The sequence below is a fragment of the Novosphingobium album (ex Liu et al. 2023) genome (assembly GCF_029076845.1).
In the GTDB taxonomy this organism is placed as follows: domain Bacteria; phylum Pseudomonadota; class Alphaproteobacteria; order Sphingomonadales; family Sphingomonadaceae; genus Novosphingobium.
Genome location: NZ_JARESE010000089.1, coordinates 1 through 26,604, shown reverse-complemented (window position 1 = coordinate 26,604; position 26,604 = coordinate 1). Strand labels below are relative to the sequence as shown.

Below are 26,604 nucleotides of genomic sequence, written 5' to 3'. Positions count from 1 at the left end.
GTTTTTCCCAACACACCTACGAATCCAGCTTGCGCCCCAGCCGCACGAAGAACCAGATGAACGGCGGCACCATGATCGTGGAAAGCAGCAGCTTGGAAATGATCTGCCCTTCCATGATCGCGCCGATCGGCATCGGCTTGCCGCTGGCCTGATCGACCACGCCGGTGAACGAGATGGTGATGAACAGCACCGTATCGACCACTTGCGAGAACAGGCTGGCCACCCAGGCGCGGAACATCAGCAGCTTGCCCCGCCCGCCGGCCATGCGCGAGAAGATCTGGACATTGAGCGTCTGCGACACGCCATAGGACACCAGCCCGGCGAACTGCATCCGCGCGCCCTGGCCCAGCAGCCGCGCGAAAGCGTCCTGATCGCTCCAGAACGGGGCGGGCGGCACCACATGGATCACGAAAGTCAGCAGGCACATCGAGACGATCAGCGGGATGAAGCCATAGCGCACAAGCCGGTTGGCCGTGGCCTGCCCGTGCAGTTCGGACACCGCGCTGGACAGCACCACCAGCAGCAGGAACGCGAAGATCCCCGATTCCACCGCGAGATCGCCCGCCATCGGCCAGTGCCCCAGCGAGGCCAGCTTGGTCCCCAGCACGCCCGCCAGCACCGCCAGGCCGCCATACAGCAGCGAGAAGACGAACAGCGATCGCGGGATCGCCAGAGGCGGGGCCGGGGAAGGAGACTGCGGTTCCATGACCATGGTCTAACCGGCGCACCACAATTGGACTAGCCGTCTCGCGCCGGGACTTCTACGTTCCCCCCGATTTTCCGTATCATCCTTCCGAAAGGGCCCGCGGTCGATGCATGTTGCCTACAGCCTCATCGGCATCGTTCTGATCCTTTTCGCCGCCTTCCTGCTTTCCGCCGACCGCAAATCGATCCGCCCGCGCGTGGTCGGCGCGGCTTTCGCGCTGCAGGCGGGGCTGGCCGCGCTGGTGCTTTACGTGCCGGTGGGCCGGGCCATGCTGCGCGGCGCCGCTGCGGGCGTGGACAGCCTGCTCGGCTATGCGCACGCCGGCGTCGATTTCCTGTTCGGCCCGCTGGCGAGCCCGGAAATGGGCGGCACCAGCTTTGCCATCGCGGCGCTGCCGGTGATCATCTTCTTCGCCTCGCTGATCTCGATCCTCTATTACCTGGGCGTCATGCCGCTGGTGATCCGCTGGATCGGCGGCGCGTTGGAGAAAGTCACCGGCATCAGCAAGGTGGAAAGCCTTTCGGCCGCTTCCAACATCTTCGTCGGGCAAAGCGAATCGCCGCTGGTGGTGCGCCCCTACCTCGCCTCGCTCACGCCCTCGCAGCTCTTCTGCATCATGACGGTGGGGCTGGCCGGCGTCGCGGGCACGATCCTGGCGGCCTATGCCAGCATGGGCATCCGCATCGATTATCTGGTCGCGGCCGCCTTCATGTCGGCGCCGGGCGGCATCCTCATGGCCAAGATCATCATGCCCGATCCGCGCCAGTTGCCCGAACCCGCCGATCCGGCCGATATCGACGCGGTCGTCGCCCACGCGCCGCCGCCCGCCGCCTTGCAGGCCGCCGCGCTGGAACGCGCGCATGTGACCGACCAGCCCGGCGTCCACCTGGACGAGCCGGCCACCACCGAGCACGACGAGGAAAAGCCCGCCAACCTGATCATGGCCGCCGCACAAGGCGCGCAGACCGGGGTGAAGCTGGCGGTGGCGGTGGGCGCGATGGTGCTGGCCTTCGTCGCGCTGATCGCGCTGGCCAACGGCTTCATCGGCTGGATCGCGGGGCTGTTCGGGTTCGTCGGGGTCTCGTTCCAGTCGCTGCTCGGCTACGTCTTCGCGCCGATCTTCTACCTGCTCGCCACGCCCGACTGGCAGGAGGCGATGCAGGCCGGCGGCCTGTTCGGCACCAAGATCGTGCTCAACGAATTCGTCGCCTTCATCGAACTGGGCAAGGACGCGGGGCTTTCCCAGCGCACCGTCGCGGTGGTGACGTTCGCGCTGTGCGGCTTTGCCAACTTCTCCTCGATCGCGATCCAGATGGCGGTGACGGGCGGGCTGGCGCCCAACCAGCGCCCGGTCATCGCCCGGCTGGGGGTGCGCGCGCTGATCGCCGGCAGCCTGTCCAACCTGATGAGCGCGGCCCTGGCGGGGCTGTTCATCGGCCTGGGCTGATTTCCCGCGCCGGCGGTCCGGCATGATCGCCCCGGCGGCCTTGCGCCGCGGCCGGCTGGACAAGCGCGCCCGACCGCGCTCTTCTCCGCTGGCGAAGAACAGAGCCGCCAGGGGATGATGCGATGACCCGAGAGAGTTTCCACGAACGCTATGGCCCGGTCGCCCTGGTGACGGGCGCCTCGTCGGGCATCGGCCTCGCCTTTGCCGAGGAACTGGCCGAGCGCGGCTTCGATCTGGTCCTCACCGCCCGCCGGACCGACCGGCTGGACGCGCTGGCTGATCGGCTCGCCTCCTCGCTCGGCACGAAGACCATGGTGATCGGCGCCGACCTGGCCGACCCCGACGCCCCGGCCCGGCTGATCGCCGGGACCGAGGGCACCGACATCGGCCTTGTCGTCAGCAACGCCGGGTTCAACATCAAGGGGCTGTTCGAAAGCAAGGAGCCTTCGGCCATGGCCAAGATGCTGACGGTCAATTGCCACGCGCCGATGCAGCTTGCCCATGGCTTCCTGCCTCGGCTGAAGGCGCGCGGACAGGGCGGGCTGATCTTCACCGCCTCGGTCGAAGGGCTGATCGGCTGCCCTTATTCCACGGCTTATTCCGCGTCGAAGGCGCTGGTCGTCTCGCTGGGCGAAGGGCTGTGGGGCGAATGCCTGGGCACCGGGGTCGACGTGCTGACGCTCTGCCCCGGCGCCACCGAGTCCGAGGCGACGGCCGGGCTCACCCATATCCAGGGCATCCAGCCCGCCCGCGATGTCGCGCGGCTCACGCTCGAGCATATCACCGAAGGCCCGACTTACGTGCCCAACGAACGCTATCGCGGCATGTTCGAGCACTTGCGCGGCCTGCCGCGCCGCGAAGCGTTGACCGGCATGGCCGAAAGCATGAAGAACCTGGCCTGACAGCGCGCCTCCCCGCCCGACAAGGCGTGACATCCGCGCGCGCAAGGCATAGAATTCCCGCGATCGGGGACTGGGGCAGTCGGATCAGGACAGGCAAGGGGAACGGTGATGGACGGCAACGAGCGCGAGAGCCTGGAAGCCCCGCCGGCCGCTCCGGCATCGACCACCACTTCGGGGTTCGATTTCAACAATCCCACGATCATCGCCCTGCTCTATCTCGCCTCGTTCGTCGTCGGGATCACGGCGGTGGTCGGCGTGGTGCTGGCCTATGTGCAGCGCGACGAGGCGCGACCCTGGGAAACCTCGCACTACGAATATCTCATCAGGACATTCTGGATCGGCTTCATCGGCATCCTGGTCGGCGCGCTGACGATGATCGTGCTGGTGGGCTTCGTGATCCTGCCGGCGGCGCTGGTGCTGGTGATCGTGCGATCGGTGCTCAGCATCACCAACGCGCAGAAGCATGAGCCGATGCCCAACCCCGGCACCTGGCTGGCCTGAACGAAGCGACCGGGCGGCTCACCCCGCGAGCGTCCAGCCCAGCAGCCCGGCCAGCGCGAACGCCTGCAACAAGGCGATGCCGTGCAGTTCGTTGGAGAACGGCTGCTTGCGCGTCTTGTGCCGAAACGCCGCGCGGCCGGCGTAGGCACCGATCGTTCCGCCGATCAGCGCAAGGCCCAGCAACGTCGATTCCGCGATCCGCCGCTTGCCCGCCTCGGCCTTCGCCTTGTCGATCCCGAAGGCGGCAAAGGCGACGAAATTGAGCGCCGCCAGCACGGCAACGATATCGGGCGGATCGATCATGGTACGCGGATTAGCGCCCCAATGCTGATCGACGGGTAAACGCGGCGACCGGACCGGGCCAGAACGCCCCTTGCCCTTGCCCTTGCCTCGCCCCCGCGCCGCGTCACTCGCCAGGCGCGGCACTCGCGGTTGCTGGCGGAACGTTGGTCATCGGGGTCTTGGGCAGGTTGACGTCGACGCCGGGCTCGCTCGGATCGGTGACGATCAGTTCCCCGCCACTGGCATCGGTGGCATCGACGGCATAAGTCGGCTCGCTCTTGCTGCCGCAACCGGCAAGGGCGATCACGCCGGCCGCCGCCAGCAGCAGCTTCGGGGTGGTATTCAACGTGAATGCGACGGCCATCGGGCGCTCCTGTCGGTTGATCCTGCCCGGCATTGCCGGACTCGCCCCGGCACTGTCGCACCGCGCCGGGGGCCGCGCAAGGCGTTGCATGGCGCCCCTGCCCTTAACCCGATGCTTACCACCCGCGCGCATCATCGCCCGATGGGCCCTCGCACGACCTTTCGCGCACCAGCACGCCGGCGGCGCGGCTTCGCGCGCCACGAAGGGCCGGTCAGCGGACGCTACCTGACGGGCGTGGCCGCGATGGCACTGGCCGCCTTCACCGCCATCGTGCTGTGGGACGGCAGCCCGCCCGGCCTTGCGCTACCGCTGTTCGGCCCGCGCGCGCCGGCCGAGCCCGATCGCGAGCAGGCCTATTTCACGCGCTGTTCCGGCCCGGTGCGCACCACCTGCGTCGTCGATGGCGACACCTTCTGGTACCAGGGCACCAAGATCCGCATCGCCGACATCAACACGCCCGAAGTGAGCGCGCCCGGATGCGCCGCCGAAGCCCGGCTTGGCGAAGCGGCGACCCGGCGGCTGATCGCACTGCTCAACCAGGGCGCCTTCACCCTGCAAACGGCCGACCGCGAGACCGACCGCTACGGCCGCGCCCTGCGCGTCGTCACCCGCCAGGGCCACAGCCTGGGCGCGACGCTGGAAGCCGAAGGCCTGGCCGAACACTGGCGCGGGTTTCGGCGGGATTGGTGTTGAGCGCGGCTTAGCCCGGCGCGTCGGGCGGCCTGCTTTCAAACGAACATTGATGCGGCGAATCAACTGCGCCCGGAGCGAAACCAGTGCGGGAAAAGAGAGTTCTCGCGCCCCACAAGGAAGACGAAATCGAACTACTCAGCCGCATTCATTAAAAGCAGAAAAAATATTTTATTCAATTTCACCTAAAATCTTCTGGAATATAGCTCTTTTGGTGCCGCGATGCGCCCACAGGAGATCGCCACTCTCCTTCCACCATCGTTCATGCCGCCGCCTTTGGTCGATGGGTCACATCACCTCGTCCCGCGAGGAGGCCGGCGATGGCGATGTCCTCGTCGATCTCGTCCCAGTGCAGGCCCGCGCGGCTGAGTTCGACCGCCTGGCGCTGTTCGGGCGTCGCGTGGAGCAGGCGTGGGAACCATGCGAGAGGGACCCCGAGCGTACGGCCATCGTCGAGTTCCACCCAGAAGCTGTCGGCGTCGAAGCGGACGGAGACGGGTTCAGGAGAAGTAGTCATGCCACGCGCTTTCTATCTCATCACGGCGTTCTTCGATAACATGAGTGAGCTGCGAAAGCACGCGCGGCGAAAAACCCCGGCTCTCGGCCACCACGACTTCGGGCCGCAGCCAGAACTTCGCGTTGTCACGCGCCTTGCGCACATGGATATGCGCCGGCTCGCGCGGATCGCCTTCATTCGAAAAGAAGTGGAAGCGGTAGCCGTTCCATTCGAAGACCTTGGGCATCTCCGCTTGGCCCTCCTGCCCGCGGAGGGGATTTACTCCGCCGCCACGCCGCCGAACATGTCTGGCTCCGCGCCGTCATCCGCCTCGTCGGTATCGTTGGCCTTTGCCTTGCGGCGCTGGTCGAAGTTGGTCCACACCGTGTTCCAGTCGCCGCGCGTGGCGCCCTTGGAATATTCGGTCGCGCGGGTTTCGAAGAAGTTGGCGTGCTCCACGCCGTTCAGCAGCGGGGTCAGCCAGGGCAGCGGGTGGTCCTCGATCATATAGACCGCATCGAGGCCGAGCTGGCCCAGGCGCCAGTCGGCGATGTAGCGGATGTAGCGCTTGATGTCCTTGGCGCTCATCCCCGGCACCGGGCCCATCTCGAAGGCCAGGTCGATGAAGGCGTCTTCCAGCCGCACCGTCTTCTGGCAGCAGTCGATGATGTCTTCCTTCACCGATTTGGTCAGGCAGCCGCGTTCCTGCACGAAAGTGTGGAACAGGCGGGTGATGCCTTCGCAATGCAGCGATTCATCGCGCACCGACCAGCTGACGATCTGGCCCATGCCCTTCATCTTGTTGAAGCGCGGGAAGTTCATCAGCATGGCGAAGCTGGCGAAAAGCTGCAGCCCCTCGGTAAAGCCGCCGAACATGGCGAGCGTGCGGGCGATGTCCTCGTCGGTATCGACGCCGAAGGTGTGCAGGTAATCGTGCTTGTCGCGCAGTTCCTGGTATTCGAGGAAGGCGCCGTATTCGCTTTCGGGCATCCCGATGGTGTCGAGCAGGTGCGAATAGGCCGCGATGTGCACCGTCTCCATGTTGGAGAAGGCGGTGAGCATCATCTTGATCTCGGTCGGCTTGAAGACGCGGGCGTACTTTTCGTGGTAGCAATCCTGCACTTCCACGTCGGCCTGCGTGAAGAAGCGGAAGATCTGGGTGAGCAGGTTGCGCTCATGGTCCGAGATCTTCTGCGCCCAGTCGCGGCAATCCTCGCCCAGGGGGACTTCCTCGGGCAGCCAGTGCACCTGCTGCTGCCGCTTCCAGAACTCGTAGGCCCAGGGATATTCGAAGGGCTTGTAGGTCTTGCGGGCTTCGAGAAGGGGCATGGCTGTTACGACCTCACGTCATGGTGCGGACTATGGAATAATCGGCGACCGGCACTTTTTCGGTACGGCCGAAGAAACGGTCCAGATCCTCGTCGCTCGCGGCCTTGCGGGTTTGCTCGGCCACTTGCGAAAAGGCCGCGTTCGCCCGGGCAAGCGCGCGCTGCACCGCCGGACGGGCGGCGATCCGTTCACGCCATGCGACAAGGGCCGGATGGGCTGCGGGATCGAATCCGTGTCTTTCGAGATAGTAGGCCCAGGGCTGAGTCGCCATGTCCGCGATCGAGTAATCAACACCTGCGACCCACTCCCGCCCGCGCAGCCGATCATCCAGCACGCGGTTGAGCTTTTCGGCGATGGCGCCATAGCGCGCGTGAGCATAAGGCTGCGAGCCGGGCGGGACCAGGTTGAAATGGGTGAACTGGCCCATCATCGGGCCGACATTGGCCATCTGGATCATCAGCCACTGCATCACGTCGGCGCGATGCGGCTGCGCGGCCGGCAGGAATTTCCCCTCGCGCTCGGCCAGCCAGAGCAGGATCGCGCCCGATTCGGCAAGCGGGATGCCCAGCGCCGGATCTTCCAGCACCGGCACCTTGCCCAGCGGGTTGAGCTTCAGGAAAGCCGGATCGAACTGCTCCTGGTTAAACACCGCGACGTGGTTCAACTCGTAATCCAGCCCGCACTCTTCCAGCATGATGATGGCCTTGATGACATTGGGGCTGCCCATGCCGTGCAGGATGATTTTTTCGGCCATGGCTCAATATACTCCGGTTGCGGGCAGAACAAAGGTGACAAGGCGGGCGATCGCATCGCCATCGTTGCGCCAGCCGTGCACGACCGCGCGGCACACCCCGGCATCGCCCGCGCGCAGCACCACTTCCTCGGCTTCGAGCACCAGCACCACTTCGCCTGCGATGACGTAGAAGTGGTCGGCCGTCTCGGTGAAATGCATCCCCGGATCGTCCCTGCCCAGGCCAGGGGCATATTCGGCGATCATGAAGGCATAGCCCGGCTCGGCCATCTGCTCGAAGCGGAACGGGCCGGTCGCGCGTTCGACCGGCGAGGTGCTATCGGCCCGCGCGGCCAGCGCGCCGGTCCACAATTGCGCGATCGTCATCGGGCCGAGATCCAGCGTGGCGACCGGGCCGTCGGCGACGAGGCGGCTCTTGCCGTCCGCGCCGAGGCCGGCGACGATGCGGCGGGGGGCGTGGCTCATATCGTTCGTCCCTTTCCGATGGGATGCGCGGGCAGATTGACCACCGCGCAAGTGCATGGCTCGTCATGATCGTTGCGCCAGCCGTGCATCACGCCGCGATCGACCACGAAATCGCCGGGGCCCAGCGCGGCCTCGCCGGTTTCGAGCACCAGCGTCACCCGGCCGCTAAGCACCACCAGGTAATCGATCGTGTCGGTGGCGTGCATGAAGGCCCGCGCGCCGGGCGGGAATTCGCAGACCGCGAAGTTGGAACCGCCGGTGTGCAGCAGGTCGACCGCATAGGGCACAGCGGTATCGGCCGTGCCCGAATTGTCGACGGGCACGGCATCGGTGCGCCAGGCGAGCGCAGCGCTCATCGGGCCCAGCCGGGGAATCGGCCCGTCGATGGCGACGCACGAGCGGCCTTCGCCATCAAGCCCCGTCACCACGCGCCGAAAGCCGGTTTCGCGCATCGCTTCTCCCCTTGCCGGCCCCCGTGCCGGCACGGCCGGGGGCATGTCCGGGGGAGTATTCGGGCGGCCCGGCCGCAAACGCAACCGGAGATTGAGAGAAACCGCCCGCCCGAAGTTACTTCCAGAACCAGCGCGGCTTCAGCAGGCGATCCTTGCGGTTGCGCCACATCTGCACATAGAGCCACAGGCCGGAAAAGGCGAAGAAGACCATCGCCAGCCCGGAAAGCAGCGAAATCACCTTGCCCACCGGCCCGAAGCTTTCACCCGAATGCAGGTGGTGGAGCAGGCCGACCAGCGAGCGCATCCCGCCCTCGGGGCGCGGCGGCGAGCAGCGCCAGCCTTCCGGGCATTCGAAGCCCGGCGGCGGCACGATCGTCACGGGATCGGGCGCGGCGGCCGGCCACAGCTCCGCGACGTGGCTGAGCACGCCGGTGGTGGCGATCCACAGCAGAAAGATGCCGAACAGTACCGAAAGCCAGCGGTGCCATTTGCGCATGGAAAAAACAGTCCCTTTCATCGGATGGAGATGCCGGCATTCTCTTGAGGATCGGATGCGCCGGCTCAAGCCCCAAATTGTCGCAAATCCGGGCGGGCGAGGCGCGCGGGGGGACGGGGCCCGGCCGGATGGGCATCGCCGGGAACCGCCACGCCGATTTATGATACACCCCATATTATAACTCTTGCTTTCGCGCACGCCGCTCAATACCCGGCGATACGGTACGGTCGCTCAGGGAGAGGTTTCGTTGATCGTGACGGGCAGGAAGTTCGCATGGCTGGCGCTGGTCGCCGGAACGCTCGGCATCGGGCTCGGGCTGGCATCGTGCAACCGGCCGGCTCAGCCGATCGAGGAAGCAATGGTCGCCGACCCGGACAACTGGCCAAGCTGGGGCCGGACCGGCCACGAAACCCATTACAGCCCGCTTGACGAGATCGACGCCGGCAATGTCGGCGAACTCAAGCTGGCCTGGCATTACGATCTTGAGCCCGGCTACACCGCTTCCACCCCGCTGGAGGCCGAAGGCAAGGTGTTCATCACCAGCGGCCATTCGCACATCCGCGCCTTCGATGCCGAAACCGGCAAGCAGTTGTGGGAATACGACGGCGGCACGCGCGAGCGCGCGACGTCCGCGTTGCAACTGTCGTGGGGCAACAAGGGCATCGCCTATGACGCGGGCCACGTCTTCCTTGTCACCACCGACGGCTATGTGATCTCGCTCGACGCCAGGACCGGCAAGGAAGCCTGGAAGACCTACGACTATCCCGATCCCAGCCCGCGCAATTCGAACGGCGCGCCGCGCGTGTTCGGCGGCAAGGTGATCGTCGGCTTCGGCGGGGCCGACATCAGCCCGGCGCGCGGCTTCGTCTCGGCCTATGACGAGAAGACCGGCAAGCTGGCCTGGCGGTTCTACACCACGCCCGGCGACGATGTTTCCCCCGCCAACCGCAAGGCCGAGGAGGTCATGCGCAAGACCTGGCCAGGCGGCTGGAAGAACCCCGACGGCACGCGCCGCGGCGGCGGCGGCACCGCCTGGAACGCCTTCAGCTACGATCCCGAACTGAACCTCATCTATCTGGGCCTGGGCAACGGCTTTCCCTATAACCGCGACAAGCGCAGCCCCGACGGCGGCGACAACCTGTTCCTCGCCTCGATCGTCGCGGTCGATGCGGATACCGGCGAATACCGCTGGCACTACCAGGTCTGCCCCGGCGAGCAGTGGGACTGCACCGCCACCACCGACATGACGCTGGCAACGCTGGAAATCGACGGCAAGGAGCGCAAGGTGCTGATGCAGGCACCCAAGAACGGCTTCTTCTACGTGCTCGACCGCAAGACCGGCGAATTCATCTCGGCCGAAAAGATCGCCAAGGTGACCTGGGCCGATCATATCGACGGGAAGACCGGCCGCCCGGTCGAAAATCCGGGCATCCGCTATAACGGCAAGCCCGGCCTGTTCGAGCTGTGGCCGGGGCCGACCGGCGCCCATTCGTGGATGCCGCAGGCCTACAGCCCGCAGACCGGCCTGGTCTACCTGCCGGTGATCGAACAGGGTGCGCTGATCGGCGATGGCCAGAAAGGCGGCGGCGAGATTACCGCCGGCATGGGCGTGACGCTGCTGCCCGAAGTCGAGCTGCCCGGCAGCCACAAGAGCTTCCTCAAGGCGTGGAACCCGGTGACGCAGAAGGAAGCCTGGAAGGTCGAGCTGCCCGGCAACTGGCCCGGCGGCGTGATGGCCAGCGCGGGCGGCCTGGTGTTCCAGGGCCAGATCGACGGCAAGTTCGTCGCGCGCGATGCCCGGACTGGCAAGCAATTGTGGTCGTTCCAGACCGAATCGCCGATCGTCGGCGCGCCGATTTCCTATCGGGTGAACGGCCGGCAATACGTCACCGTGATCACCGGCAGCGGCGGCAACGGGGCGGGGATCGATTCCCCCGGCAACGCGGCCTATCGCACCGACTATCGCCTGCCGCGCCGGGTGCTGACGTTCGCGCTGGGCGGCACCGACACCATCCCGCCGTTCCGGATGCCCGACCTGACCCCGCCGGACGACCCCGATTTCAAGCCTGACCTCGCCCGCGCGCAAGCCGGCGCGATGCTGTTCGGCACGCGGGCCTGCCTGGTATGCCACGGCTGGAACGCGATCGGCGGCGGCGCCGCGCCCGACTTGCGCTATTCGCCGATCATCACCGACGCGGCGACGTTCCGCCAGATCGTCAAGGAGGGCGGGCTCAAGATGAACGGAATGCCGCCCTTCCCGCAGCTCACCGACCAGGAGCTGGAAACCATCCGCTTCTACTTGCGCGCCCGCGCCAGGGCCGCCCCGGCCGAACGCCAGGCCCTGCTCGACAAGGCGAGGGCGGCACAGGCAAGCCATGCCCGGCCCGCCGATTTCGCCGGCAAGTGGAACATCGTCATCCAGTCTCCCGTGGGCGAACAGAAGGCGGTGATGGACCTCAAGGTGAACGGCAATGTCATCACCGGCAAGGTCACGGCCGACCAAGGCACGGTGGACATCGCCGGCGGCATCGCCAACGGCCGCGCGCGGATGGAGGGCAAGGCCAGTATGCCGATGCCGATCACCATCGCCTATGACGTGACGGTGAAGGACGGCCGGATGACCGGCGAGAATTCGAACGGGCCGTTCGGCACTTTCCCGATGGCGGGCACGCGCTAGGTTCAGCCGGCGCGGCCCCTGATCCATCGCATGATGCCATAGGCCGCGCCCGCGATCGCCCCGCCCAGTGCCAGAAGCTTGGCGATCGCGGTAAACGTGATGGTCAGCGCGCCCACGGTCACGCCCCAGAAGAGCTGTGACAGGATGGCCATGACCGTATTCATCGCGCGATGATCGGCCTGGCCAGCGGCCGGGTCAATCGGCCTCGGGCCGCTTTGCCTGCCGATCCGGGCACGGAAAGAAAACGGCCTCCCGGTCCCCCGACAGGCCGCCTCTCGGTGAATTCGCGGGAGCCCTCCAGACTACTGGCAGGCCAGGCACTCGTCGTAGTCGGTGCTTTCGCCGATCTCGAACTTGGGCGCCTCGGGCGTGTTGTCCGCTTCCACGCCACCGGCGAAGCCCGCGCGCTGCACGGACTTGGACCGCAGGTAGTAGAGCGACTTGATGCCCTTTTCCCACGCCTGGTAATGCAGCATCATCAAGTCCCACTTGTCGACATCGGCCGGGATGAACAGGTTCAGCGACTGGGCCTGGTCGATATAGGGGGTGCGGTCGGCGGCGAATTCGAGCAGCCAGCGCTGGTCGATCTCGAAGCTGGTCTTGTAGACCGCCTTTTCCTCGGGGCTCAGGAAATCGAGCTGCTGCACCGAGCCGCCGTTCTCCAGGATCGAGTTCCACACATTGGTGGAATCCTTCGACTTGGAAGCCAGCAGCTTCTGCAGGTAGGGATTCTTCACCACGAAGCTGCCCGAGAGCGTCTTGTGGGTATAGATGTTCGCCGGGATCGGCTCGATACAGGCGCTGGTGCCGCCGCAGATGATCGAGATCGAGGCGGTCGGCGCGATCGCCATCTTGCAGCTGAAGCGCTCCATCACCCCCTGGTCGGCGGCATCGGGGCACGGCCCGCGCTCGTTCGCCAGCAGCATCGAGGCCTCGTTCGCCTTCTGGTTGATGTACTGGAACATCCGCAGGTTCCACGCCTTGGCCATCGCGCTTTCGAAGGGGATGTCCTTCTTCTGCAGGAACGAGTGGAAGCCCATCACCCCCATGCCGACCGAACGCTCGCGCATGGCGGAATACTTGGCCCGGGCCATCTCGTCGGGCGCGCGGTCGATATAGTCCTGCAGCACGTTGTCGAGGAAGCGCAGCACGTCCTCGATGAAGCGCTTCTCGCCCTGCCACTCGTCCCAGGTCTCGAGGTTGAGCGAGGAGAGGCAGCACACCGCGGTGCGATCGTTGCCGAGGTGATCGCGGCCGGTGGGCAGCGTGATTTCCGAGCACAGGTTCGAGGTCGAGACCTTGAGGCCGAGATCGCGGTGATGCTTGGGCATCATCCGATTCACGGTATCGTTGAACACGATGTAGGGCTCGCCCGTGGCCAGCCGCGTCTCGACCAGCTTCTGGAACAGCGAACGGGCATCGACCTTGCCGCGCACCGAACCGTCCTTCGGGCTTTTCAATTCGAACTCGGCACCATCGCGCACCGCGCGCATGAACGCGTCGGTCACGAGCACGCCGTGGTGGAGGTTCAGCGCCTTGCGGTTGAAATCGCCGGACGGCTTGCGGATTTCGAGGAACTCCTCGATCTCCGGGTGCGAGATGTCGAGATAGCAGGCGGCCGAGCCGCGCCGCAGCGAGCCTTGCGAAATCGCCAGCGTCAGCGAATCCATCACGCGGACGAAGGGGATGATGCCGCTGGTCTTGCCGTTGAGGCCGACCGGCTCGCCGATGCCGCGCACCGCGCCCCAGTAGGTGCCGATGCCGCCGCCACGACTGGCCAGCCAGACATTCTCGTTCCAGGTCGCGACAATGCCTTCCAGGCTGTCGTCGACCGAGTTCAGATAGCACGAGATCGGCAGGCCGCGCCCGGTGCCGCCGTTCGACAGCACCGGGGTCGCCGGCATGAACCACAGCTTCGAGATGTAATCATAGAGCCGCTGCGCGTGGGCCTCGTCATCGGCATAGGCGGCAGCGACGCGTGCGAAGAGATCCTGATAGGATTCGTTGGGCAGCAGGTAGCGGTCGTCCAGCGTCTCCTTGCCGAAATCGGTCAGCAGTTCGTCGCGGCCGGCATCGGTGACGACCTTGAAGCGCCGTTCGTGAATCGCCTTGGAATCGGCGTTCTTCGCCCGGGCCGCAACCTCACGGGCCGCCGAATCGTGCGAAACCTGCCGCTCCGCCGCGCTGATCAATCCGTGGTCCTCGTTCTGGCTGGTCATCGGCAGCGCCTTGTCTTTCGCGCGGGGCCCATCGCCGGCAGGCGAGGCCGCATCGCTTCGTTCCGAACCCATATGCGCATCCGAAGGCGCCAATTCCACTTCATTACCCACAGCGCGATCGTCCCGAAAATCCATATCATGCCCCTGACCCAGTTCACAGACGGCGGGCAAGCCACCACGCTCCCCGGGACAGCCCCACTTGCCGCCCGCGCGATCGCACCAAAAATCTCGGACTTTTGCCGGACCACTATGGCTAGTGGATGGCGGCCTTACCGTCACCAATCTGTAGTGTGGTTTTGAATCACTTAACGCCCGCAGAGTCAATGCGAGCCGATCCCCCCGCAGACTCAGAATGGCGGAATTCCAACCGCCGGGCCGGATTCGGAAATCGACTTTTCCCCAGCTTCACACCGCGAACATAGCGCCATTCTGGCTGTAAAATTCCGGCGGCGACCCATTGCGCCCGCCCCGGCGGCGCACCGCAACCGCCTTGTCAAACACCGCGATTAAGGCATCATCCCATCCCGCTTCGAGGCAGCCTTCAGGAAGGGCGACAGGTCCATGTTCAATATCATCGGCGCCATCATCAGCGGCCTCATCATCGGCGTGCTGGCGCGATACTTCTATCCCGGCACGGTCGAGATGGGCTGGATTCCGACGATCCTGCTCGGCCTCGGCGGCTCGCTCGTCGCCGGGCTGGTGACGAGCCGCGGGCAGAGGGATTTCAACCGCGCCGGCTGCCTCGCCTCGATCCTGGGCGCGATCGCGCTGATCTTCCTCGGCCGGGTGCTGGGCATCGGCTGAGGATTTCCCGCCGCTCCCCGGCCGGTCAGCCGGCGCGGGCGAGAATGTTCGCGGCCGTCGTCACCAGTCCGCCATTGGCGGCGATGGTCAGCCCGGTCAGCCAGCGCGCCTCGTGCGATGCGAGGAAGGCGACGACATCGGCGATATCCTCCGGCTCGCCCAGACGACGCAGCGCGGTCCAGGGCGGCACGGCTTCGGGCCATGCCTGCCCGGCGATCATCTCGGTACACGTGCAGCCGGGCGCGACCGAATTGCAGGTGATGCCGCGCGGCCCCAGTTCCTGCGCCAGGCAGCGGATGAACGCCTCCGCCCCCGCCTTGGCCGCCGCGCCGACCGCGACGCCGGGCGCGGGATGCGTGGCCATGCCCGATGAGATGAACACGATCCGCCCCTGATCGCTCTCGCTCAGCCGCGCGAAGGCGCTGGCGGCCAGGATCGTCGCGCGCAAGTTGAGCGCGATCACGCTGTCGATCGCCGCGACGCTCTGGTCGACCGCCAGCCCGCCCTTGCCGCCACCCGCGTTGAGCACGAGCATGTCGAGCGCGCCGTGGATGGCAAAGGCCCGGCCCACCAGGTCGCTCGCGGTCTCGCCCTCGGTCAGATCGCCCAGGAGCACATGCGCCTCGCCGCCATCGGCGCGGATGACCTGCGCCACCGCGTCCGCGCGATCGCGTCCGGCGCGCGCGTGCAGCACCAGCCGGGCCCCGTCCGCCGCCAGCCGCCGGGCGATCGCCGCGCCGATCCCGCGCGAAGACCCGGTCACGAAGGCCACTCTTCCCTCAAGCCGCATCGGCCGCTTCCTTTCCATCTTCGCGCGTCCGGTCGGGGCGCCACCGCCGCAGCGATGACTCGCCGGCCCGGTCCGTACAAGGGATTGACGGCACTTCGCCCGCGCCATCTCTTGCCTGAACAAGACAACGGGAGTGGACAGACCAATGGATCGCCAGAGCGAAATCGACCTGACCGGCAAAGTCGCCATCATCACCGGCGCCAGCCGCGGCGTGGGCAAGCAGAACGCGCTCGATTTCGCGCGGCGCGGCGTGAACGTGGTACTGGCCGCGCGTACCGTCGACCCGGACGACACGCTGCCCGGCACGCTGGGCGAAACGCTGAAGCAGGTGGAAGACATGGGCGTGGGCGCGCTGGCCGTGCCGACCGACCTTGCCAGCGAAGCCGACCTGAAGCGGCTGGTGGAAGCCGCGGTCGAACGGTTCGGCGGCGTGGACATCCTGGTCAACAATGCCGCTGCCACCACTGGCGAGATGTGGCAGAAGGGCTTCCTCGGGCTCAGCCGCGAGGAATGGCTTTACCAGTTCGACGTCAACACCCACGCGCCGTTCACGCTGATGCAGCTGGTCGTGCCGATCATGGAAGCGCGCGGCGGCGGCCGGATCATCAATCTGACCACTGGATCGGGCGAAGTGTTCCGCCAGCCCGAAGAGCCGCGCAAGCTGGGCAGCCAGGGCAATTTCAGCCTCAACGTGCCGGGCTATTTCTCCAGCAAGCGCGCGCTGGACCGGCTGGGCAACTGCATCGCGCCCGATCTGGCGACGCGCAACATCTATGTGATCGGCATGAACCCCGGCCTGGTGGCGACCGAGCTGGTGGCGATCCGGGTGAAGGAGGAAGGCCTGGACGACAGCGTGGCCGTGCCGATGACGGTGCCTTCGCGGATGATCGTCTATTTCGCCGCCTGCGCCAACCCGGAGGAATATACCGGCAGGCTGTTCTGGGCCGAGCGCGAGCTGGCCGCGATGGGCATCCCGCTCGACTGAGCGGGCGGCCCCCGCCAGCCCCTCGGGGCCGGCCGGGCCTACAGCATCGCGCCGCCATCGACGGGGATCACCGCCCCGGTGATCCAGCGCGCCTTGTCGGAACAGAGCAGCGATATGGCATCGGCGATGTCCTCGGGCTGGGCGACGCGCTTCAGCGCCTGCACCGCGATGGTGATCGCGCGGCCTTCCTCGGTCTCGGTCCAGGGCGCGATCGGGCCGGTCGCGGTGGTCGCGGGCGCCACGGCATTGACCCTGATCCAGCGCGGGCCGAATTCGCTGGCGGCGCGGCGCACCAGGCTTTCGGTCGCGGCCTTGAGCGAGCCATAGGCGGCGACGTTGCCGGTCACGCGCCGCGCGGTCAGCGACGAGACGAAGACCACGCTGGCACCATCGACCAGCACGGGTGCCAGATGCTGCAGCAGGAAGAACGGCGCGCGCAAGTTGATCGTGTAGATCCGGTCGAACACCTCCGGCGAACAGGTCGCGATGTCGGACGGCGGCATGATCGCGGCGTTGAGCACCAGCGCGTGCAAGCCGTCCGGGCACAAATCGGCGACTTGCGCGGCCAGCACTTCGGGCGTGTCCGGGTCGGACAAGTCACCGCCGACGATCTCGGCCCGGCCGCCCGCCTCGCCGATCTCTCGCGCCACTTCCTCGGCCAGCGCGCGATTGCCGCCGTAGTGGACGATCACGCGATAGCCGTCGGCGGCCAGCGCTTTGGCGGTGGCCGCGCCGATCCCTTGCGAGGAGCCGGTGACGAAGGCCGTGCGATCCGTAACTTCCATCATCCATGCTCCCGATCAGGCAAGAATCTTCCCGTTCATGAACTGGGCGACAGCCCGCGCGTCCATGCCCCTGGCCAGCTGCACCTCGCAGACGCCCCAGCCGGCACCGCAGATCCTGATCGTCGCATCGAGATCCACCGCGTCGGAGTGCTCCACCGAAAAGGCGGTGATCGACGCCCAGGGAAAGCTGGAAACCTCGACCCTTCTGCCGGTCGGGCCCTGGGTGTTGAACACCACCAGCCGCCGGTCGGTCAAGATCATGCCGTCGCGCAGGCTCTTGAACTCGATGGCAACCGCTTCGCCATCCATCAGGACGGCTTCGTACTTGTCCCGCAGCGCCCCGATCGGAACCGGAACGCCCACGAATACCTTGCCCATGAATGCGTGACCGGCCGCAGCCATTTCCCCCACTCCTTCCTGTCCAGAGCCGGACCGGCTCCTCATGTCGTCACGGCACCAGCACCGTATCGAGCGCCACCGGCAGCGTGCCGGGATAATCGAGCGTGTAGTGCAGCCCCCGGCTCTCGTGCCGCTTGAGCGCGGAACGCACGATCAGATCGGCCGTCTGCAGCAGGTTGCGCAGCTCGATCAGGTCGGTCGAGACGCGGAAGTGGCGATAGTATTCCTCCACTTCCTCGTTCAGCAGCTTGATGCGGTGCTGCGCGCGTTCCAGCCGCTTGGTGGTGCGCACGATGCCGACATAGTTCCACATGAACCGGCGGATCTCGGTCCAGTTCTGCTTGATGACAACTTCCTCGTCGGAATCGGCGACGCGGCTTTCGTCCCACGGCATGATCGGCGGCGGCTCGTCGAAGGCGTCCCAGTGGTCGAGGATGTCGGCCGCCGCCGCCTCGCCGAACACGAAGCATTCGAGCAGCGAGTTCGAGGCGAGGCGGTTGGCCCCGTGCAGCCCGCTTTCGGTGCACTCGCCCGCCGCGTAGAGACCGGGCAGATCGGTCTTGCCGTTGAGGTCGATCAGGATGCCGCCGCAGGTGTAATGCTGCGCGGGCACCACCGGGATCGGCTCCTTCGTCATGTCGATGCCCAGGCCCAGCAGCTTCTCGTGGATCGTCGGGAAGTGCTCCTTCACGAATTCGGGCGGCTGGTGGCTGATGTCGAGGTGGACGTAATCGAGGCCATAGCGCTTGATCTGCTGGTCGATCGCGCGGGCGACCACGTCGCGCGGGGCCAACTCGGCGCGCTCGTCGTAATCGGGCATGAAGCGATGGCCGGTGACGGGGTGCAGCAGCCGCCCACCCTCGCCGCGCACCGCCTCGGTGATGAGGAAGTTCTTGACCTCCAGGTTGTAGAGGCAGGTCGGGTGGAACTGCATCATCTCCATGTTGGAAACGCGCGCGCCGGCGCGCCAGGCCATGGCGATGCCATCGCCGGTGGCGCCGCGCGGAGCGGTGCTGAACAGATAGCAGCGGCCCGCGCCGCCCGTCGCCAGCACGGTGGCGCGCGCAACATGGGCCTCCACCCGGCCCGTCTCCTCGTTCAGCGCATAGACGCCCCAGACCCGGCCCGAGCCCGAATAGCGCATCTCGTGCCGCCCGGTGATGAGATCGACGCAGGCCCGGCCGGGCAGCAGGGTGATATTGGGATGCGCCTCGGCCGCCTTGAGCAGCGCGACCTGCACGGCCCAGCCGGTCGCGTCGTTGACGTGGACGATGCGGCGATGCGAATGGCCGCCCTCGCGCGTGAGGTGCAGCGAGCCGGCCGGCTCATGCCCTTCGGTGTTGAACGGCACGCCCAGCTCGATCAGCCGGTCGATCGCATGGGGCGCGCGCTCGATCACGAACTCCACCGTTTCCCGGCGATTGAGGCCCGCGCCGGCGATCATCGTATCGCGGATGTGATCCGCGAAGGTATCGCCGGAATCGAGCACGGCGGCGATGCCGCCCTGCGCCCAGGCGGTCGATCCGCCCGTGAGCGAGCCCTTGGCGATCACCAGCACTCTCACCCGCTCGGCCAGCGCCAGCGCGGCGGTGAGGCCGGCCGCGCCGGAACCGATGACGATCACGTCATGTTGCGAAATTGTAGTAATATCCGACTCCATGACACTTTCCTGCCGGGGCAAAAACAAACCCGCAAGTTTTTGCGAGGATTCGCATCTTGTGCATTGCAGCAGAGAACCATTCGCATTATTGCGTAAGGGCGAGTTGGTGCTGGGGTGACGCGATTCTCTCCCCCGTGTAAAAAAGACCGTTAAATCAAAGTCTTATAAGACGTCTCGCAGACTAGCGAGGGTAGTCGCCTTGGCCTTTATTCTACCGCTTTGCCTGTTCAACAGGCACGAGCCGGATCGTTCGCGCGCCGAATGGGACGGCAAGCATTTCGTCAGCACATGCGTGCACTGCGGCCAGCGGGTGCGCAGGGCTGGCCGTGGCAAATGGAAAAAGGACTGGATGCAGGACGGCTGATTCCCGGCTCCCGCGCTTCCGATCCCGCTTCCTGTCGCCACGTCGCGCGTCACGCGGCGGCGCGCGCCTCGCTTGTCAGCGTGACGAACACGTCTTCCAGATCGGCCTCGCGCGTCGTCACGTCGATGATCGCGAAGCCCTGCGCCTGCACCGCCGCCAGCACTTCGCCGGCATTGCTGCGGTCCTTGTCGTACGTGATCTCGACCGTGCGCTCGCCCGTCTTGTCGCACTTGAGGAACGCCGGGTGCGCGGGCAGGTCGGCGATGTCCTTGTCGAGCGTGAGCACCACGACTTTCTCGCGCGCCATGCCGACCAGCTCGCGGGTCGGCTTGTTGGCGATCACTTCGCCGTGGTTGATGATGGCGATGCGGTCGCACAGTTCCTCGGCTTCCTCGAGGTAATGCGTGGTCAGCACGATCGTCACCCCCTCGCGGTTCATCTCGGTGACGAGTTCCCAGAGCTGGCGGCGCAGTTCGACATCGACGCCGGCGGTCGGCTCGTCGAGCACCAGCACCGGCGGCGCGTGCACCAGCGCCTTGGCGATCAGCAGCCGCCGCTTCATCCCGCCCGACAGCGTGCGGGCATAGGCATTGCGCTTGTCGGACAAGTGCACCGCGCGCAGCAGCTCCTCGCTGCGCCGCAAGTGTTTGGCGATGCCATAGAGGCCGGCCTGGATCTCCAGCACCTCGAACGGGGTGAAGAAGGGGTCGAAGACGATCTCCTGCGGGACGATGCCGATCGAGCGCTTGGCGTTGCGCATGTCGCGATCGATGTCGAAGCCCCAGATGGCGATCGAACCCGAGGTCTTGTTGACCAGCCCGGCCATGATGTTGATCAGCGTGGACTTGCCCGCGCCATTGGGGCCGAGCAGGCCGAAGATGCCGCCTTCGGGCACGTCGAAGGAAACGCCCTTGAGCGCCAGCTTGCCTTCGCCGCCGGCGGGGGCATAGCGCTTGACGACATCACGGATGGCAATCGCGGGAGTGGTGGTCATGGCGCTGCATGTGGGGCAAGTCGGCGCCTGGGTAAAGACCGCAAGCGGCGCGCGCGAAAAGCAAGGGGCCGGCCGCGATGGCGACCGGCCCCGGTTCTTCGTGCCTAATGCCTCAGGCGGCTTCGGCGTGCTGCTTGTACATCGCCACGACATCGCCCGACGTCACCGGGCGCGGTTCCTCGCCCTCGGCCAGCGGCGCGGCGCCGCCGGTCGAGATCAGCGTGGTGTCGACGCCGGCCGCGCTGGCCTGCGCGCGCAGGGCACCCACTGTCAGCTCCTCGCGCTTGTGATGCGCGAACATGTCGAAGTTGTAGACGCGCATGGCGTTGCGGTGCGTGACCTTGTCGATCTGGCTGTCGGTAAGGAACTGCGCCGATTTCCACAGGATCTCGGGCGCGTTCGGCCAGGGCGCGTCGGAATGCGGGAAGTCCACTTCATAGCAGACGTTGTCCTCGCCGATCAGGTCGAGGTTCCTGAGGCCATAGGCGTCGTCGATGAAGCAGCTGGTGAAGTGGCGCTTGAACACGTCGCTCGGCTTCATGTCGCCGAAATACTGGTTCGAATGGGTCCAGACATGGTGCTGCTCATGGCTGTAGTCGGCCCGTTCCATCAGGTAGGGAATCCAGCCGATGCCGCTTTCCGACAGCGCGACCTTGAGCGTGGGATAGCGATGCAGCGCCGAAAGGTTGAGCCAGTCGGCCGCGCCGAAGGCCACCGCCATCGGCATCGTCGCGATGTTCACCTCGATCGGCGATTCCATCGAGCAGTGGGGCGAGATGTTGCCGGTGCCGATATGCAGGCAGATCGTGCTGTCGCAATCGGCCACCGCCTTCCACAGCGGCTCCCAATAGGCGTTGTGGATGCTGGGCAGGCCGCGCATCGTCGGGTTGTCGCTCATCGTCACGGCGAAGCAGCCCTTGTCGGCCAGGCGGCGCACTTCGCGGGCGGTCTCGGCCATGTCCCACAGCGGCAGCACGCCGAGCGGGATGAAGCGGCCGGGGTGCGATCCGCACCACTCGTCGATGTGCCAGTCGTTATAGGCGCGCATGTGGACCACCGACTGCGCCTTGTCCTCGGCGGCGATGAACAGGCCGCCGTCGATGCCGGCGAAGCTGGGGAAATTGAGGCTGGCGGCAATGCCGTTGATGTTCATGTCGCCGATGCGCGCGTCCACGTCCCAGCAGCCCTTGCGCAGCTGGTCGAGCGAGGTCGGCTCCATGCCGTATTCCTCGCGCACGCGGCCCGTCACCGCGTTGAGCGCGACCGACTGGATCTTCCTGCCCTGGTATTCCCAGTAATTGCTGCCGTTGCTCTTGACCTTCAGCTTGGGCGCGGTGGCATAGGCCTCGCCCGAAAGCTGGTTGTCGAACACGTTGCCCGGCTCGGTGATGTGGTCATCGACGCTGATGATGACCATGTCTTCCATTTTCATGACATCTCACTCCAGTTCCGCCCTTTGGGGCCCTGCCGCAGCATCACGGCGAACGGCGGCGGGATCAATGGGGCTATGCGTCGCGGGGGCGTTATCTGATGGGGATGCGGGCCCTATTCCGGCTGGAAATGCGCGTCCGGCACTGCTAATCGCCGGGCTCATGAGCAACCCGCCCGAAACCGTCTACACCGATTCCCGCCGCGTCTCCTGCGATGGGGCGACCGACATCCGCGCCGCCGGGAACTACCGGCCCTCGGCGCTCGGCCATCCGCGCGTATGGCTGGAGATCGACGAGAAGGGCTGGGTCGAATGCGGCTATTGCGATCGCCGCTTCGTGCTGAAGGGCGATCCGCACGCCCATGGCACGCACGAACTGATGCCGGGCGACCTGCCCGAACCGGGTGACGCCTCGGTCGCCTGAGGCAAGCTGTTCGGTTTCTGCAGGAGATGGGGTTGCCCGTCCTGCCGGGCTATGCACGCTGTTAACCTAGGCCCGTGCAGCATGCCGGTGACAGTCATAGGGGCGTGTGCGTGGAAGATCAGGACAGAAACACGGACTGGGCACGCGCGGCCATCCGGATCGCAGGTGCCATCGCCGTCGCGCTCGCTTTCAGTATTAGTGTCTACGCCTTGCTGGAGGTTACACGATCGAGTGTCGTGACCTTCTCCTTCCTGCTCGTCCTGCCGGTGGCGGTGGGGGCCTTCGTTTCGTTCGTCGCCGATCCGCTGGGCACCCGGCGGTTCAAGTCCTATCTCTGGATACCTTTCTGGCTGATGCTGGCGGTTGTCGCGGCCTCGCTACTGGTGCTGCATGAGGGCGTTATCTGCATTCTCATGCTTCTGCCGATCTGGGCGCCGCTCATGTTGGCCGGATCGCTGGCCACTTGGCGGATTCGCAAGTCGCTCGATGCGCCCAAGACGTATTGCTCCGCGCTGCTCGCGCTGCCGCTCCTGGCAATGCAGGTCGAGCCGTCTGTCCCCTTGCCGCAGGATCGCATGACCGTCACTCGCTCGATCGTCGTGCCGGGAAGTCCCGAGGCGATCTGGCCACTGCTTGAGGGCATTCCGGATGTCCGTCCCGATGAGGGTCGCTGGAATTTCACGCAGGACGTCATCGGCGTTCCCCGGCCGCAAGGAGCGAGGCTGATCGGCAAGGGCATCGGCGCGATCCGCACTGCGCGCTGGGGCAATCGGGTTTCGTTCAGCGAGGTGATCGACGAATGGCAGCAGGGCGAGCGTATCGGATGGCGGTTCGTGTTCGGGGATACTGACGGCTGGCGCTACACTGATCGCCATCTCCTGCCCGACGGCCCCAACCTGCACATCGAGCGGGGCGGCTATCGGATAGAACCGCTCGACCGTGGGCACAGTCGCGTGACGCTCCACACGACCTACCGCATGGCTACGCCGGTGAACGGCTATGCCGCCTTATGGGGAGAGGTGTTCCTGGGCGATCTCGAAGAGAACCTTCTGGGGCTGGTCGATCAGCGAGCGCGCCAGCTCGAAAGCCGCTAGCGGTCTGCCGGCCTTTCGCTGTCCTTGCATCTTCCCTATATCCCCCGCCATGGCATCCGCACCCGATCCCCGCTCGCTCCTGTACCGCAACGGCCAGCTCTCCCCCGACGAAGCGCAAGCACTCGCCGCCGAGACGCTGGCGAAATGCGATGACGGGGAACTCTTCCTCCAGTTCATCGCATCGGAAAGCTTCGGCTTCGACGATGGCCGGCTGAAGACCGCCGACTACTCGCGCGAGGCCGGCTTCGGCCTGCGCGGCGTTTCGGGCGAGATGACCGGGTTTGCCCACGCCAACGACATTTCCGCCGCCGCGATCCGCCGCGCGGGCGAGACGCTGCAACTGCTCGATCCTGCCCGGGCCCGGCCCGCGCCGCCGCCGCGCCGCAACAATCGGCACCTCTACACCGATGCCTCGCCGCTCGATCTCGTGCCGTTCGCCGAGAAGGTGAAGCTGCTCGAAACGATCGATGCCACCGCCCGCGCCCGCGATCCGCGCGTCGCGCAAGTAAGCTGCTCGCTCTCCGGCTCATGGTCGGTGGTCGAGATCGTGCGCGCCGACGGTTTCCTGGCCACCGACATCCGCCCGCTGGTGCGGCTCAACGTCAACATCGTCGCCGAGCACAACGGCCGGCGCGAAACCGGCAATTTCGGCATGGGCGGGCGCTGGCTCTATGACGACCTGTTCAAGCCCGAAAGCTGGAACCGCGCGATCGACCACGCGCTGGCGCAAGCGCTGGTCAATCTCGAAAGCGTCGATGCGCCGGCCGGCGAGATGACCGTGCTGCTCGGCCCCGGCTGGCCCGGCGTGCTGCTGCACGAAGCGGTGGGCCATGGCCTGGAAGGCGATTTCAACCGCAAGGGCACCTCTGCCTTCGCCGGCCGCATCGGCGAGCGCGTGGGCGCGCCCGGCGTCACCGTGGTGGATGACGGCTCGATCGCCAATCGCCGCGGCTCGCTGTCGATCGACGACGAAGGCACGCCCACGCAGGAGACCGTGCTGATCGAGGACGGCATCCTCAAGGGCTACATGCAGGACCGGCTCAACGCCCGGCTGATGGGCATGGCCCCCACCGGCAACGGCCGGCGCGAGGATTATGCCCACGCGCCGATGCCGCGCATGACCAACACTTTCATGCGCGCGGGCAACGATGATCCGGCCGAACTGCTCGGCCGGATGAAGAACGGCATCTTCGCCAGGAGCTTCGGCGGCGGCCAGGTCGATATCGTCTCGGGCAAGTTCGTGTTCTCTTGCACCGAGGCCTACAAGGTCGAGAACGGGAAGATCGGCGCGCCGATCAAGGGCGCCACGCTGATCGGCGACGGACCCAGCGTGCTCACCCGCGTCATCGGCATCGGCAACGACCTGGCGCTCGACGAAGGCGTGGGGGTGTGCGGCAAGGGCGGGCAGAGCGTGCCCGCCGGCGTCGGCCAGCCGACCCTGCTGGTCGAGGGCCTGACGGTGGGCGGCACCGCCTGAGCCTCGGCGCCTCGGCCTTGTTGCCGGCACGATCGGGCCGATCGGCCCCGCATGGTCAGCCCCGGTTCATTCGCTGCGTGCTAGAAGCGCCGCGACGGGCCGGGAAATTCTGGAGAACGATCATGAAACGCATCGCCTTTGCCGCCCTCGCCACTGCCACGGTTGCCGCTGCCTTGCTGAGCGCCCCGTCGCTGCAGGCGCGCGAAAAGCTGACCGGCGAACAGAAGCTGGCCAAGATGCTGGAAGGCCGCGAAGCCGGCAAGCCGCTGTCCTGCATCCCGCTGTTCGATACGCGGGACCTCAAGGTGATCGACAAGACCGCGATCGTCTATGGCAGTGGCAAGACGATCTACGTCAACCGGCCGACCAACGCGGACACGCTCGACAGCGACGACGTTCTTGTCACCGAACTGCACAGCAGCCAGCTTTGCCGGCTCGATACGGTGCGGATGCACGATCGTTCCAGCCACTTCTTCAGCGGCTTTGTCGGGCTCAACGACTTCGTGCCTTACACCAAGGTCGCCGCCAAGCACTGAGGCCAAACACTGAGGCGACATACCGAAATCGCGCTCGCGGCCCGGCGATCGGGCATGGCGCCGTGGCCATAGTCTGACGGCGAATGCCCGATTGTTTGCACAAGCATCCCGAACAGCCGATTTGCAATTTCCGCACGCCGCCCTAGGATCAGCGTTCTGACAAGAGAAACAAGCGAAGGCTTGTTTCTGAAAAACGGCACGCGGACTGACTTGATGGTGGCAAATCGCGGGTTTCAATCAACGGGTGCCCGAACCCGGCATCGCCTGATCGAAGCCGCGTACGAACTTCTGGCCGAAGAAGGCTATCCGGCCTTCACCGCCCGTCGCATCGCCGCCCGCGCCGATCTCAAGCCGCAACTGGTGCATTACTATTTCCGTTCGATGGAAGACCTGGTGGTCACTGTCTTCCAGCGTTCCAGCGCCGCCTATTTCCGGCTGCATGACGAAGCGCTGTCTTCCCCCCGCCCGCTCCACGCGCTGTGGGAACTCAACTGCAACTTGCCCGAAGCCAAGCGGATGCTGGAATACGTCGCGCTCGGCAAGCAGTACCCTGCCCTGCGCACCGAAATGCGCAAGAGCGGCGAAAGCTTCCGCGCGCTGCAAGTGGAAGCCATCGAGACGATCTATGCGCTACGCAAGCTCGACCAGCCGCAGATCCGCCCCGCAGCGCTGGCCGTGATGATGTCGGCCGTGGCACGCAGCCTGGTGATCGAGGAGCAGGTCGGGCTGACCTCGCAGCACGGCGAGATCCGCGCGGTCATCGAAGACTACCTGGACCGCCTGGAACCCTGATCCGCCGCCAGCCCGATGTAGGCGCCCGCTGGACGATCGCTCACGCGGTCCAGACCAGCCCGCGCGAGTGGTGGGTCATTCCCACTCGATTGTTCGGGGCCACATCAACCCTCTGAATTCATTATAGAAAATATTTTTTCAATCCAATTACTACCGGCCCAGGACCCGTCAGAAAGCTACGCTGCTGATTTCGTTCAGGAATTTTCCTCGACCTCTGCAAGCCATCTATCGGACACCCTGAAATACCTCTGGCTGTAAGGCTGGGTTTGTGATTCCATCGCGATGGAGCGATGG

Annotated in this window: 30 protein-coding genes; 12 read left to right on the top strand and 18 right to left on the bottom strand. The window is 66.0% G+C overall.

Features of this window, described 5'->3' with window-relative positions; genetic code table 11:
* Positions 1-16 precede the first annotated feature (16 nt).
* Positions 17-706: a queuosine precursor transporter gene (locus tag PYV00_RS23155; protein WP_275230706.1), complete on the bottom strand. Its 690-nt coding sequence runs from the start codon at positions 704-706 to the stop codon at positions 17-19.
* A 106-nt stretch (positions 707-812) separates the two neighbouring features.
* Here PYV00_RS23155 and PYV00_RS23150 point away from each other — a divergent pair, with 106 nt between their 5' ends.
* From PYV00_RS23150 to PYV00_RS23140, 3 genes are all read left to right on the top strand, one after another.
* Positions 813-2,153, top strand: a complete 1,341-nt coding sequence (locus PYV00_RS23150; protein WP_275230704.1) for a NupC/NupG family nucleoside CNT transporter — start codon at positions 813-815, stop codon at positions 2,151-2,153.
* A gap of 122 nt (positions 2,154-2,275) precedes the next feature.
* Positions 2,276-3,055: an SDR family NAD(P)-dependent oxidoreductase gene (locus PYV00_RS23145; protein ID WP_275230703.1), complete on the top strand. Its 780-nt coding sequence runs from the start codon at positions 2,276-2,278 to the stop codon at positions 3,053-3,055.
* 108 nt (positions 3,056-3,163) lie between these two features.
* Entirely contained in the window at positions 3,164-3,556 is a 393-nt protein-coding gene (locus tag PYV00_RS23140; RefSeq protein ID WP_275230701.1) for a DUF4870 family protein, read from the top strand.
* An 18-nt stretch (positions 3,557-3,574) separates the two neighbouring features.
* Here the strand turns inward: PYV00_RS23140 and PYV00_RS23135 are convergent, their stop codons facing one another.
* On the bottom strand, positions 3,575-3,859 hold the full coding sequence (locus PYV00_RS23135) for a DUF1294 domain-containing protein (protein ID WP_275230700.1): 285 nt from the start codon (positions 3,857-3,859) through the stop codon (positions 3,575-3,577).
* A gap of 103 nt (positions 3,860-3,962) precedes the next feature.
* Positions 3,963-4,202 carry a hypothetical protein gene (locus PYV00_RS23130; protein WP_275230699.1) on the bottom strand — a complete coding sequence of 80 codons (240 nt, stop codon included), beginning with the start codon at positions 4,200-4,202 and terminating at the stop codon, positions 3,963-3,965.
* 111 nt (positions 4,203-4,313) lie between these two features.
* Here PYV00_RS23130 and PYV00_RS23125 point away from each other — a divergent pair, with 111 nt between their 5' ends.
* Positions 4,314-4,895 (top strand): thermonuclease family protein, encoded by a 582-nt coding sequence (locus PYV00_RS23125; RefSeq protein WP_275230698.1) that lies wholly within the window; start codon positions 4,314-4,316, stop codon positions 4,893-4,895.
* A 259-nt stretch (positions 4,896-5,154) separates the two neighbouring features.
* Here PYV00_RS23125 and PYV00_RS23120 read toward each other — a convergent pair whose 3' ends face one another.
* The 7 genes from PYV00_RS23120 to PYV00_RS23090 form a co-directional block, all read right to left on the bottom strand.
* Positions 5,155-5,409, bottom strand: coding sequence for a DUF2442 domain-containing protein (locus PYV00_RS23120; RefSeq protein WP_275230697.1), 255 nt, complete (start codon positions 5,407-5,409; stop codon positions 5,155-5,157).
* Positions 5,393-5,635: a DUF4160 domain-containing protein gene (locus PYV00_RS23115; RefSeq protein ID WP_275230696.1), complete on the bottom strand. Its 243-nt coding sequence runs from the start codon at positions 5,633-5,635 to the stop codon at positions 5,393-5,395. Before PYV00_RS23115 ends, PYV00_RS23120 begins: the two co-directional genes overlap by 17 nt.
* 32 nt (positions 5,636-5,667) lie before the next feature.
* Positions 5,668-6,717: a ribonucleotide-diphosphate reductase subunit beta gene (locus PYV00_RS23110; protein WP_275230695.1), complete on the bottom strand. Its 1,050-nt coding sequence runs from the start codon at positions 6,715-6,717 to the stop codon at positions 5,668-5,670.
* Positions 6,718-6,730: 13 nt separating this feature from the next.
* Entirely contained in the window at positions 6,731-7,471 is a 741-nt protein-coding gene (locus tag PYV00_RS23105; protein WP_275230694.1) for a glutathione S-transferase family protein, read from the bottom strand.
* A gap of 3 nt (positions 7,472-7,474) precedes the next feature.
* On the bottom strand, positions 7,475-7,933 hold the full coding sequence (locus PYV00_RS23100) for a cupin domain-containing protein (protein ID WP_275230693.1): 459 nt from the start codon (positions 7,931-7,933) through the stop codon (positions 7,475-7,477).
* On the bottom strand, positions 7,930-8,385 hold the full coding sequence (locus PYV00_RS23095; protein WP_275230692.1) for a cupin domain-containing protein: 456 nt from the start codon (positions 8,383-8,385) through the stop codon (positions 7,930-7,932). The genes PYV00_RS23100 and PYV00_RS23095 overlap by 4 nt, the downstream gene beginning before the upstream one ends.
* Before the next feature lie 115 nt (positions 8,386-8,500).
* Positions 8,501-8,902: a PepSY-associated TM helix domain-containing protein gene (locus PYV00_RS23090; RefSeq protein ID WP_275230691.1), complete on the bottom strand. Its 402-nt coding sequence runs from the start codon at positions 8,900-8,902 to the stop codon at positions 8,501-8,503.
* A 232-nt stretch (positions 8,903-9,134) separates the two neighbouring features.
* On the opposite strand from PYV00_RS23090, the gene PYV00_RS23085 reads away from it, so the two are divergent.
* Positions 9,135-11,558: a PQQ-dependent dehydrogenase, methanol/ethanol family gene (locus PYV00_RS23085; protein ID WP_275230707.1), complete on the top strand. Its 2,424-nt coding sequence runs from the start codon at positions 9,135-9,137 to the stop codon at positions 11,556-11,558.
* Between the two features lie 2 nt (positions 11,559-11,560).
* Here the strand turns inward: PYV00_RS23085 and PYV00_RS23080 are convergent, their stop codons facing one another.
* Positions 11,561-11,722: a hypothetical protein gene (locus tag PYV00_RS23080; protein WP_275230689.1), complete on the bottom strand. Its 162-nt coding sequence runs from the start codon at positions 11,720-11,722 to the stop codon at positions 11,561-11,563.
* Between the two features lie 138 nt (positions 11,723-11,860).
* Positions 11,861-13,912, bottom strand: a complete 2,052-nt coding sequence (locus PYV00_RS23075) for a ribonucleoside-diphosphate reductase subunit alpha (protein ID WP_275230688.1) — start codon at positions 13,910-13,912, stop codon at positions 11,861-11,863.
* Between the two features lie 426 nt (positions 13,913-14,338).
* Here PYV00_RS23075 and PYV00_RS23070 point away from each other — a divergent pair, with 426 nt between their 5' ends.
* On the top strand, positions 14,339-14,581 hold the full coding sequence (locus PYV00_RS23070; RefSeq protein WP_275230687.1) for a GlsB/YeaQ/YmgE family stress response membrane protein: 243 nt from the start codon (positions 14,339-14,341) through the stop codon (positions 14,579-14,581).
* 25 nt (positions 14,582-14,606) lie between these two features.
* Here the strand turns inward: PYV00_RS23070 and PYV00_RS23065 are convergent, their stop codons facing one another.
* Positions 14,607-15,371, bottom strand: coding sequence for an SDR family NAD(P)-dependent oxidoreductase (locus tag PYV00_RS23065; protein ID WP_275230686.1), 765 nt, complete (start codon positions 15,369-15,371; stop codon positions 14,607-14,609).
* 145 nt (positions 15,372-15,516) lie between these two features.
* Between PYV00_RS23065 and PYV00_RS23060 the strand changes: the two genes are divergently transcribed.
* Complete coding sequence (locus PYV00_RS23060) at positions 15,517-16,356, top strand: SDR family NAD(P)-dependent oxidoreductase (protein WP_275230685.1); 840 nt, start codon at positions 15,517-15,519, stop codon at positions 16,354-16,356.
* Positions 16,357-16,394: 38 nt separating this feature from the next.
* On the opposite strand, the gene PYV00_RS23055 is transcribed toward PYV00_RS23060, so the two are convergent.
* The 5 genes from PYV00_RS23055 to PYV00_RS23035 form a co-directional block, all read right to left on the bottom strand.
* Positions 16,395-17,141, bottom strand: coding sequence for an SDR family NAD(P)-dependent oxidoreductase (locus PYV00_RS23055; protein ID WP_275230683.1), 747 nt, complete (start codon positions 17,139-17,141; stop codon positions 16,395-16,397).
* Between the two features lie 15 nt (positions 17,142-17,156).
* Positions 17,157-17,543: a PH domain-containing protein gene (locus PYV00_RS23050; protein ID WP_275230682.1), complete on the bottom strand. Its 387-nt coding sequence runs from the start codon at positions 17,541-17,543 to the stop codon at positions 17,157-17,159.
* 46 nt (positions 17,544-17,589) lie between these two features.
* Complete coding sequence (nadB, locus tag PYV00_RS23045; protein ID WP_275230681.1) at positions 17,590-19,200, bottom strand: L-aspartate oxidase; 1,611 nt, start codon at positions 19,198-19,200, stop codon at positions 17,590-17,592.
* A gap of 413 nt (positions 19,201-19,613) precedes the next feature.
* The gene (locus PYV00_RS23040; protein ID WP_275230680.1) at positions 19,614-20,558 is read right to left on the bottom strand and encodes an ABC transporter ATP-binding protein; all 945 of its coding nucleotides are present in this window, start codon (positions 20,556-20,558) and stop codon (positions 19,614-19,616) included.
* 112 nt (positions 20,559-20,670) lie between these two features.
* Entirely contained in the window at positions 20,671-21,990 is a 1,320-nt protein-coding gene (locus PYV00_RS23035) for an amidohydrolase family protein (RefSeq protein ID WP_275230679.1), read from the bottom strand.
* 160 nt (positions 21,991-22,150) lie between these two features.
* On the opposite strand from PYV00_RS23035, the gene PYV00_RS23030 reads away from it, so the two are divergent.
* From PYV00_RS23030 to PYV00_RS23010, 5 genes are all read left to right on the top strand, one after another.
* Entirely contained in the window at positions 22,151-22,411 is a 261-nt protein-coding gene (locus tag PYV00_RS23030) for a zinc-finger domain-containing protein (RefSeq protein WP_275230678.1), read from the top strand.
* A gap of 209 nt (positions 22,412-22,620) precedes the next feature.
* Positions 22,621-23,505, top strand: coding sequence for an SRPBCC family protein (locus PYV00_RS23025; RefSeq protein WP_275230677.1), 885 nt, complete (start codon positions 22,621-22,623; stop codon positions 23,503-23,505).
* A gap of 49 nt (positions 23,506-23,554) precedes the next feature.
* Positions 23,555-24,982, top strand: a complete 1,428-nt coding sequence (gene tldD, locus PYV00_RS23020) for a metalloprotease TldD (RefSeq protein ID WP_275230676.1) — start codon at positions 23,555-23,557, stop codon at positions 24,980-24,982.
* Positions 24,983-25,104: 122 nt separating this feature from the next.
* Positions 25,105-25,518: a hypothetical protein gene (locus tag PYV00_RS23015; RefSeq protein WP_275230675.1), complete on the top strand. Its 414-nt coding sequence runs from the start codon at positions 25,105-25,107 to the stop codon at positions 25,516-25,518.
* 213 nt (positions 25,519-25,731) lie between these two features.
* The gene (locus PYV00_RS23010) at positions 25,732-26,310 is read left to right on the top strand and encodes a TetR/AcrR family transcriptional regulator (protein WP_275230674.1); all 579 of its coding nucleotides are present in this window, start codon (positions 25,732-25,734) and stop codon (positions 26,308-26,310) included.
* Positions 26,311-26,604 lie beyond the last annotated feature (294 nt).

Bases quoted from the DNA above. Each gene is read 5' to 3' on its own strand.
- PYV00_RS23030 (WP_275230678.1), top strand. From the start codon at position 22,151: ATGAGCAACCCGCCCGAAACCGTCTACACCGATTCCCGCCGCGTCTCC.
- PYV00_RS23075 (WP_275230688.1), bottom strand. From the start codon at position 13,912: ATGGATTTTCGGGACGATCGCGCTGTGGGTAATGAAGTGGAATTGGCG.
- PYV00_RS23070 (WP_275230687.1), top strand. From the start codon at position 14,339: ATGTTCAATATCATCGGCGCCATCATCAGCGGCCTCATCATCGGCGTG.
- tldD (WP_275230676.1), top strand. From the start codon at position 23,555: ATGGCATCCGCACCCGATCCCCGCTCGCTCCTGTACCGCAACGGCCAG.
- PYV00_RS23115 (WP_275230696.1), bottom strand. From the start codon at position 5,635: ATGCCCAAGGTCTTCGAATGGAACGGCTACCGCTTCCACTTCTTTTCG.
- PYV00_RS23135 (WP_275230700.1), bottom strand. From the start codon at position 3,859: ATGATCGATCCGCCCGATATCGTTGCCGTGCTGGCGGCGCTCAATTTC.
- PYV00_RS23130 (WP_275230699.1), bottom strand. From the start codon at position 4,202: ATGGCCGTCGCATTCACGTTGAATACCACCCCGAAGCTGCTGCTGGCG.
- PYV00_RS23050 (WP_275230682.1), bottom strand. From the start codon at position 17,543: ATGGCTGCGGCCGGTCACGCATTCATGGGCAAGGTATTCGTGGGCGTT.
- PYV00_RS23145 (WP_275230703.1), top strand. From the start codon at position 2,276: ATGACCCGAGAGAGTTTCCACGAACGCTATGGCCCGGTCGCCCTGGTG.
- PYV00_RS23010 (WP_275230674.1), top strand. From the start codon at position 25,732: ATGGTGGCAAATCGCGGGTTTCAATCAACGGGTGCCCGAACCCGGCAT.
- PYV00_RS23125 (WP_275230698.1), top strand. From the start codon at position 4,314: ATGCTTACCACCCGCGCGCATCATCGCCCGATGGGCCCTCGCACGACC.
- PYV00_RS23090 (WP_275230691.1), bottom strand. From the start codon at position 8,902: ATGAAAGGGACTGTTTTTTCCATGCGCAAATGGCACCGCTGGCTTTCG.
- PYV00_RS23140 (WP_275230701.1), top strand. From the start codon at position 3,164: ATGGACGGCAACGAGCGCGAGAGCCTGGAAGCCCCGCCGGCCGCTCCG.
- PYV00_RS23060 (WP_275230685.1), top strand. From the start codon at position 15,517: ATGGATCGCCAGAGCGAAATCGACCTGACCGGCAAAGTCGCCATCATC.
- PYV00_RS23080 (WP_275230689.1), bottom strand. From the start codon at position 11,722: ATGAATACGGTCATGGCCATCCTGTCACAGCTCTTCTGGGGCGTGACC.
- PYV00_RS23040 (WP_275230680.1), bottom strand. From the start codon at position 20,558: ATGACCACCACTCCCGCGATTGCCATCCGTGATGTCGTCAAGCGCTAT.
- PYV00_RS23150 (WP_275230704.1), top strand. From the start codon at position 813: ATGCATGTTGCCTACAGCCTCATCGGCATCGTTCTGATCCTTTTCGCC.
- PYV00_RS23095 (WP_275230692.1), bottom strand. From the start codon at position 8,385: ATGCGCGAAACCGGCTTTCGGCGCGTGGTGACGGGGCTTGATGGCGAA.
- PYV00_RS23110 (WP_275230695.1), bottom strand. From the start codon at position 6,717: ATGCCCCTTCTCGAAGCCCGCAAGACCTACAAGCCCTTCGAATATCCC.
- PYV00_RS23015 (WP_275230675.1), top strand. From the start codon at position 25,105: ATGAAACGCATCGCCTTTGCCGCCCTCGCCACTGCCACGGTTGCCGCT.
- PYV00_RS23120 (WP_275230697.1), bottom strand. From the start codon at position 5,409: ATGACTACTTCTCCTGAACCCGTCTCCGTCCGCTTCGACGCCGACAGC.
- PYV00_RS23100 (WP_275230693.1), bottom strand. From the start codon at position 7,933: ATGAGCCACGCCCCCCGCCGCATCGTCGCCGGCCTCGGCGCGGACGGC.
- PYV00_RS23155 (WP_275230706.1), bottom strand. From the start codon at position 706: ATGGAACCGCAGTCTCCTTCCCCGGCCCCGCCTCTGGCGATCCCGCGA.
- PYV00_RS23035 (WP_275230679.1), bottom strand. From the start codon at position 21,990: ATGAAAATGGAAGACATGGTCATCATCAGCGTCGATGACCACATCACC.
- PYV00_RS23065 (WP_275230686.1), bottom strand. From the start codon at position 15,371: ATGCGGCTTGAGGGAAGAGTGGCCTTCGTGACCGGGTCTTCGCGCGGG.
- PYV00_RS23105 (WP_275230694.1), bottom strand. From the start codon at position 7,471: ATGGCCGAAAAAATCATCCTGCACGGCATGGGCAGCCCCAATGTCATC.
- nadB (WP_275230681.1), bottom strand. From the start codon at position 19,200: ATGGAGTCGGATATTACTACAATTTCGCAACATGACGTGATCGTCATC.
- PYV00_RS23055 (WP_275230683.1), bottom strand. From the start codon at position 17,141: ATGGAAGTTACGGATCGCACGGCCTTCGTCACCGGCTCCTCGCAAGGG.